The organism is Frankia sp. CcCS3, assembly GCF_977927575.1.
Window position 1 is genome coordinate 1 of sequence record NZ_CDWRCL010000003.1, and the last position, 7081, is coordinate 7081.

Below are 7081 nucleotides of genomic sequence, written 5' to 3' on the forward strand. Positions count from 1 at the left end.
GGCGGTCGCGACCCGCTACGACAAGCTAGCCGTCCGCTACGAAGCAACAGTCACCATCGCCGCGATCAACGAATGGCTGCCCCGATAAACTTCCCAAACAGGCCCTAACAGCCTTCCCCCGCACGGCGGCTTCGCCGCAGTGCGGGGACCCCTGGCATCGGGCACCGTACGGGGTCTCCGCCGACTACAGCCGAGGGCCCACCGAGCGGATCTTCTCCACCTGTTCCATGGCCTCCCGGAGCTGGCACAGCCAGCTGTCGGCGTTCTCGCCCACCAGACGTACGCACCAGGCGAGGGCCTCGCTGCGGCTGCGCGCCACCCCCGAGTCGACGAGGGTGTCGAGCACCTGGCGTTCCGGCTGGCGCAGCCGGGTCATCACCGGCACGGACAGTGCGGTGAACAGCTCGGTGGTGTCACCAAGGGTCGCGCCCCACGCCACCTTGCGGTTGTACCGATGTTCGGCCTTCGTGGCGATGGCGATCCGTTCCTCGCGGGTCTGCTCCCGGAACCGCCGGATCCGGGCCCCCGTCGCCGACGGCACTCCTCCAGGCGCGGCGCCGCCGGCCGCGAGTACCCCGATGACCGTAATCTCGTCCCGGTCCACGACCACCGTGGGCATCCCGGCGAACCACCCGGCCGGGATGTGCTCGGCGAACCAGGCTGCGGCGTCGTCCGCCGGAACCACCTCCGCCCGATCCCCCGGCCTGCCGTACCCCCGTCCACGCGGACCGGACATGACGTGTCCCCTCGATCTCCGATCGGCACCCGCGTCGGGGCCCGCGCGCGGGCCCGGCCTGCCGGCCGATCCGGACCCGGAGGCCCGATCCGGTGCCCCGGAGCGGATCCGAAGAACCCCTCGTGACGATTACATGCTTACTGCATCACTAGTCTTACTGCATCGCTAGTACAACATGTTTACCGCATCACCAGTGAAAGAAGCGGGACGGTCAGGTGGCCACCTTCACCCCGAGTTGGCGGCGCACCTCGGCGGCGGTTCGGGCCGGCAGCTCACAGACGAAGTCCCGGCACACGTACACCCCGGCCGTGTCCCGGCCGACGGTCAGCGGTCCGCTGGTCACCACGACCGCACCAGGCGCCGTGCCGAGGCGGGCGAGCCGTTCCAGCGCCGGGCTGCCCACGACCGCGACCTCGGCCGGCCCGGCCAGCAGCGCCTCGGCGACCGCACCGGCCCAACCGGCGAACCGGGCATCCCGGGCCAGCAGCGGAGCGACGCGCGCCACCGTCGTCTCGGCGGCCGACCGGTGTTCGGTGGAACCGGTCAACGCCGCGTAGCTGACCAGGGCGCCGGCGACAGCAGCCTGGCCCGACGGGGTCGCCGAGTCCGAGTCGTCCCGCGGCCGGCGCAACAGCACCTCCGCGTCGTCCGCGGTATCGAAGAACCCCCCGCCAGGGGCCGCGAACCGGTCACGGACGGTGTCCAGCAGCGTCCCGGCGAGCGCGAGCCACGCCGGATCGCCGGTGACCTGGTGCAGGGTGAGCAGCCCCTCGGCGACGTCGCCGTAGTCCTCCAGTACCCCGGCGTTCACGCCGACCCGGCCGTCCCGGCTCGTCCGGCGCAGGCGTCCGTCGACGAGATGCACGTCCCGGAGCAGGACGGCGGCCTGTTCGGCGGCCCGCACCCAGCCCGGCTCGTCGAACAACGCGCCGGCCTCGGCCAGCGCCGCGATGGCCAGGCCGTTCCAGGCGCCCACCACCTTGTCGTCGCGAGCCGGCTGCGGCCGGGTCGCCCGTGCCGCGGCCAGGGCCGCGCGGACCGCCGCGAACCTCGCCGGGTCGCCCGGGTCCGCCGGCAGGCGCAGCACCGACATACCACGTTCGAAACTGCCCTGCTCGGTGACGCCGAAGACGTCGGCGGCCCACCGGCCGTCTCCCGGCCCGAGGACGGCGACGAGCTGGGCGGGTGCCCAGGCGTAGCTGGCCCCCTCCTCGGGATGCGCTCCCGCCGGGGCGGCGCTCGCGGGAACGGCGCTCGCGGGAACCGCATCCGCGTCGAGCGCCGAGGCGAACCCCCCCTGGGGGGTGCGCAGATCCGCGAGCAGGAAGGCGGCCGTCTCCCGGGCCACCCGTTCGGCCAGCGCCGACCCGGTGGCCCGCCACAGGTGCAGATAGACCCGCAGCAGCTGCGCGTTGTCGTACAGCATCTTCTCGAAGTGCGGGACCGTCCACGTCGCATCGACGCTGTACCGGGCGAACCCCCCGGCGAGCTGGTCGTAGATGCCCCCACGCGCCATCCGTTCGCAGGTCACCGCGACCATCTCCAGGCTGCGCGCGTCCCCCGTGCGGGCGGAGTGCCGCAGCAGCATCTCGGCGACCATGGACGGCGGGAACTTCGGCGCACCGCCGAATCCACCGTGACGGGCATCGAAGCGGGCCGACAGCCCCGCCACGGCGGTGTCGAGCAGAGCCGGGGTGATCTCGGCGGCGGGACCGGACGCCGGACCGAGCATCGCCGCCTCGGCGAGCCGGCGGGCGATGTCCGCCCCCGACTCCTCGATCTCGTCCCGCCGGGTCTGCCAGGCCTCGGTGACCGCCGCCAGGACCTGGCGGAACGACCCAATGCCGGGCCGGGGACGCGGCGGGAAGTAGGTGCCGGCGAAGAACGGCTCGGCGGTAGGGGTGAGGAACACCGTCATCGGCCAGCCGCCGTGCCCGGTCAGGGCGACGGTGACATCCATGTAGACGGAGTCGACGTCGGGCCGCTCCTCCCGATCCACCTTGATGTTGACGAAGTGGTCGTTCATGTACTCGGCGGTCACGGCGTCCTCGAACGACTCGTGCGCCATGACATGGCACCAGTGGCAGGATGCGTAGCCCACCGAGAGCAGCACCGGCACCCCCCGCCGGGCCGCCTCCGCGAAGGCCGCCGGGCTCCAGGGCCACCAGTCGACCGGGTTGTCCGCGTGCTGCAGCAGGTACGGAGACGTCTGCTCCGCGAGCTTGTTAGGCACCCGAACTCCTCATGATCTGTGTCCGCCAGGCCCGCGGAACCCCGTAGGCCTCTGGATATGCAACCAAAGGCGCGCCCAGGTAGTCCGCCCTCATCTCCACGCCGCGCCGACGTGATCGGCGCGCTTCCTCGACCGGCCCGCCGCGCCGGCGTACCCGGCGGATAGGCTCGTGGGACCGCACGATCCCCGCCGTCCGCCAGGCCGCCGTTCCCGCCGCGAGAGCGGTGAGAGGGTCGACGTACCAACGAGTTTGGATGGCACGAGCGATGAGTGAGACGGCCGAGCCCGGCGCCCGGACCGGCGCCGCGGACACCACGGTGGCACCGACCGACGCGTCCGGCGGGACCACCCCGGCAGCCGCGGGCACCGCGGGCGGCGCGGGCGGCGCCCCCGCCGGGACCGGGGGCGGCGAGCCGAGCTTCCGGTACGACGCCCGGCTCGCCGCCGACATCGAGCGGCGCTGGCAGCACCGGTGGGCCGACGAGGGCACGTTCAACTCGCCGAACCCGGTCGGGCCGCTCTCGGCGGACTTCGAGAAGGTCGCCGGCCGGGAGCCGTTCTACATCATGGACATGTTCCCCTATCCGAGCGGCTCGGGGCTGCACGTCGGGCACCCGCTGGGGTACATCGGTACCGACGTGTTCGCCCGCTACCTGCGGATGTCCGGCCGGCACGTGCTGCATCCGTTCGGATACGACTCCTTCGGCCTGCCCGCCGAGCAGTACGCGATCAACACGGGCCAGCATCCCCGCGACACCACCAATACCAACATCGCCAACATGCGCCGCCAGCTCTCCCGGCTGGGGCTGGGCCACGACACCCGCCGCGAGATCGCGACGACCGGCGTGGGCTACTACCGCTGGACGCAGTGGATCTTCCAGCAGATCTTCAACAGCTGGTACGACCCGCAGGCCGACCGGGCCCGGCCGATCGCCGAGCTGATCGAGGAGTTCGCCGCGGGCACCCGGGCGCCGGTAGCCGGCCCCGCCGGGGGGAACACGGCCGTGTCGGTTGACGCGGTCCGGGCGGCGAACCCGGCCGGGCTGGCGTGGGCCGAGCTCGACGAAGTGTCCCGCCGGAAGGCCGTCGACGCGCACCGCCTGGCCTACATCTCCGAACAGCTGGTCAACTGGTGCCCGGGGCTGGGCACCGTGCTGGCGAACGAGGAGGTCACCGCCGACGGCCGCAGCGACATCGGGAACTACCCGGTGTTCCGCCGGCCGCTGAAGCAGTGGGTCCTGCGGATCACCGCCTACGCCGAGCGGCTGATCTCCGACCTCGACCTGGTCGACTGGCCGGACTCGATCAAGCAGATGCAGCGCAACTGGATCGGTCCGAGCGAGGGCGCCAGCGTCGAGTTCACCGTCGTCGCCCCCGGCGAGGGGACAGGTGCCTCCAGTCCGTTCGATCTGTTCAATCTGTCCGATCCCTCCGATCCGTCCGGCTCATCGACCGCCCGGCGCATCGAGGTCTATACCACCCGCCCGGACACCCTGGCGGGGGCCACCTTCCTGGTGCTTGCGCCCGAACATCCCCTGGTCGACACGCTGATCGCCGACACCTGGCCGACGGGCACCCCGGTGAGCTGGCGCTTCCCGGCGGGACGGCGGGGCGGCGGCACGGAACCGGCGGGCGCCGCCGGGCCGGAGGCGGGCGCCGATCCGGCGTGGACCCCGCGAGCCGCCGTCGACGCCTACCGGGAGTTCGCGGCCCACCGCAGCGACCGGCAGCGCGGCGAGGAGGTCATCGACCGCACCGGCGTGTTCACCGGCTCGTACGTGCGCAACCCGGTCGGTGGCGGGGTCATCCCGGTCTTCCTGGCCGACTATGTGTTGCTGGGCTACGGCACCGGGGCGATCATGGCGGTGCCGGCACACGACAGCCGGGACTTCTCCTTCGCCCGCGCGTTCGACCTGCCGATCCCCGCCGTGCTGGAGCCGGACGCGGACTGGTACGCCACGCACGGGGTAGTGCCCGCGACTCCATCGGCGCAGTGGCCCGAGGCGTTCAGTGGTGCGGGCGAGTATCGGCCCGGTCCGGCCGGCGCCCCGGTGCTGGTCGGCCTGTCGAAGAGCGAGGCGATCAAGGCCACGGTTCACTGGCTGGAGGAGATCGGCGCCGGCAGGTCGGCGCGATCGTACCGGCTGCGGGACTGGCTGTTCTCCCGCCAGCGGTACTGGGGCGAGCCGTTCCCGATCGTCTTCGACGCCGACGGGCTCCCCCACGCGGTTCCCGACGAGCTGCTGCCGATCGAGCTGCCGGAGATGACCGACTTCCGGCCCACGGCGATGGCCGAGGACGACGCGAGCGACCCGCTGCCCCCCCTGGCCCGGGTCGCCGACTGGGTGACGGTCACCCTGGATCTCGGCGACGGGCCGAAGCAGTACCGGCGTGAGACGAACACCATGCCGCAGTGGGCCGGTTCGTGTTGGTACTACCTGCGCTACCTGGACCCGACCAACACCGAGCGCTTCGTCGACCCGACCGTCGAGCGCTACTGGATGGCCGGGCCGGGCGCGGTTCCCGGCGACGGCGGCGTCGATCTGTACGTCGGCGGCGTCGAGCACGCCGTGCTGCACCTGCTCTACGCCCGGTTCTGGCACAAGGTGCTCTACGACCTGGGCCACGTCTCGACCAAGGAGCCGTTCAAGCGGCTGTTCAACCAGGGCTATATCCAGGCGGATGCCTTCACCGACGCCCGGGGCATGTACGTCCCGGCGGCCGAGGTGACGGCGACCCCCGACGGCCGGTTCCTCTTCCAGGGCGCCCCGGTCAACCGGCGCTCGGGCAAGATGGGCAAGAGCCTGAAGAACAGCGTCAGCCCGGACGAGATGTACGACCGGTTCGGCGCCGACACGCTGCGCGTCTACGAGATGGCAATGGGCCCGCTCGACGCCGACCGGCCATGGCACACCGACGACATCGTCGGTTCGCACCGGTTCCTCCAGCGGCTGTGGCGCACCGTCGTCGACGAGACCACCGGGGCGGCCGCCGTCGTCGACGAGCCGTTGGACGACGAGGCTCTTCGCGTCCTGCACCGGACGATCCTCACGGTCACCGCCGAATACCCGGGGCTGCGGTTCAACACCGCGGTCGCCCGGCTCATCGAACTGACCAACTTCGTCAGCAAAAGTTACGGGAAGTCCCCCACCCCCCGCGCGCTCGCCGAGCCGCTCACCCTGATGGCGGCCCCGCTGGCCCCGCACATCGCCGAGGAACTGTGGTCCCGCCTCGGTCACGAGGAGTCGGTCAGCACGGCCGCCTTCCCGATCGGGGATCCGGCGCTGGCCGCCGAGTCGGTCAGGACGATCCCGGTCCAGGTGAACGGGAAGGTCCGGTTCACCCTCGAGGTTCCGGACGGCTCGGCGGAGCAGACGGTTCGCGATCTGCTCGCCGCGCATCCCGAGTTCGCCCGGCAGACCGACGGTCAGACGATCAAGAAGATCATCGTCGTGCCCGGTCGGATCGTGAATATCGCCACCTCCCCCGCCTAACCGGGGTCTGCGGCAGCCGCCTACCGATCGCTCCCCGCGGAGCCCGCGGGGGGTCCGGGCTGGGTCGGCAGGTCCAGCTGCTTGCCGCCACCCGCCGGGCCCGCCGGGCTACCGGCGCCGGCGGTGCCGGGGGTCTCCTCGACGACCTCCCCGTCGATAACCGGCGCATCTCCCCCGGGCAAGGCGGCGGAACCGCGCCCGCCACGGCGCCCGTCTCCACCGTCCAGCCGGCGCATCGCGTTCGGATCAGGATCGCCGCCGGCGAACTCGCCGCTGGCGACGTTCGACCGCATCCGGCGCAGGCTCTTCGAGAGGAAGAAGAAGATCATAATGGATGCCACGATCAGTGCCAGGACAACGAGGAACCCGACGGCTCCGGCGTCGATCTTCCTCTCGACCAGCACGGAAGCGGCGAAGACCTCGTTCACGGCCACGTCCTCACACCTGGTGTCCTCTGGTGTCCGCCACACCTGCTGTTACCGCCCGCCACGGGGACACTCCACGACGGGCGCCAGTTCCGACCCTACGCCCTGCCGTGCGAGCCCTCCGCCTCCGCGGCCACGCACCGTTGAATAGATCACATACTGTTCAAAAAGTCACATGCCGTCCAAGGAGTCG

The 7081-nt window shown here is 71.8% G+C and carries 4 protein-coding genes; 1 reads left to right on the forward strand and 3 read right to left on the reverse strand.

Annotation, left to right across the window (positions count from 1 at the left end; genetic code table 11):
- Window positions 1-184: 184 nt before the first annotated feature.
- Both AC08OQ_RS00570 and AC08OQ_RS00575 read right to left on the reverse strand, forming a co-directional pair.
- Window positions 185-736: a hypothetical protein gene (locus AC08OQ_RS00570; RefSeq protein ID WP_476599266.1), complete on the reverse strand. Its 552-nt coding sequence runs from the start codon at window positions 734-736 to the stop codon at window positions 185-187.
- Between the two features lie 211 nt (window positions 737-947).
- A complete protein-coding gene (locus AC08OQ_RS00575) occupies window positions 948-2969 on the reverse strand; it encodes a thioredoxin domain-containing protein (RefSeq protein WP_476599268.1) in 2022 nt (673 codons plus the stop codon).
- A 254-nt stretch (window positions 2970-3223) separates the two neighbouring features.
- Here AC08OQ_RS00575 and AC08OQ_RS00580 point away from each other — a divergent pair, with 254 nt between their 5' ends.
- Window positions 3224-6463 carry a leucine--tRNA ligase gene (locus tag AC08OQ_RS00580; protein WP_476599270.1) on the forward strand — a complete coding sequence of 1080 codons (3240 nt, stop codon included), beginning with the start codon at window positions 3224-3226 and terminating at the stop codon, window positions 6461-6463.
- 20 nt (window positions 6464-6483) lie between these two features.
- Here AC08OQ_RS00580 and AC08OQ_RS00585 read toward each other — a convergent pair whose 3' ends face one another.
- Entirely contained in the window at window positions 6484-6891 is a 408-nt protein-coding gene (locus AC08OQ_RS00585) for a hypothetical protein (protein ID WP_476599272.1), read from the reverse strand.
- Window positions 6892-7081: the final 190 nt, after the last annotated feature.

Coding starts and splice junctions, on each gene's coding strand:
- AC08OQ_RS00580 (WP_476599270.1), top strand. CDS start 3,224: ATGGCACGAGCGATGAGTGAGACGGCCGAGCCCGGCGCCCGGACCGGC.
- AC08OQ_RS00570 (WP_476599266.1), bottom strand. CDS start 736: ATGTCCGGTCCGCGTGGACGGGGGTACGGCAGGCCGGGGGATCGGGCG.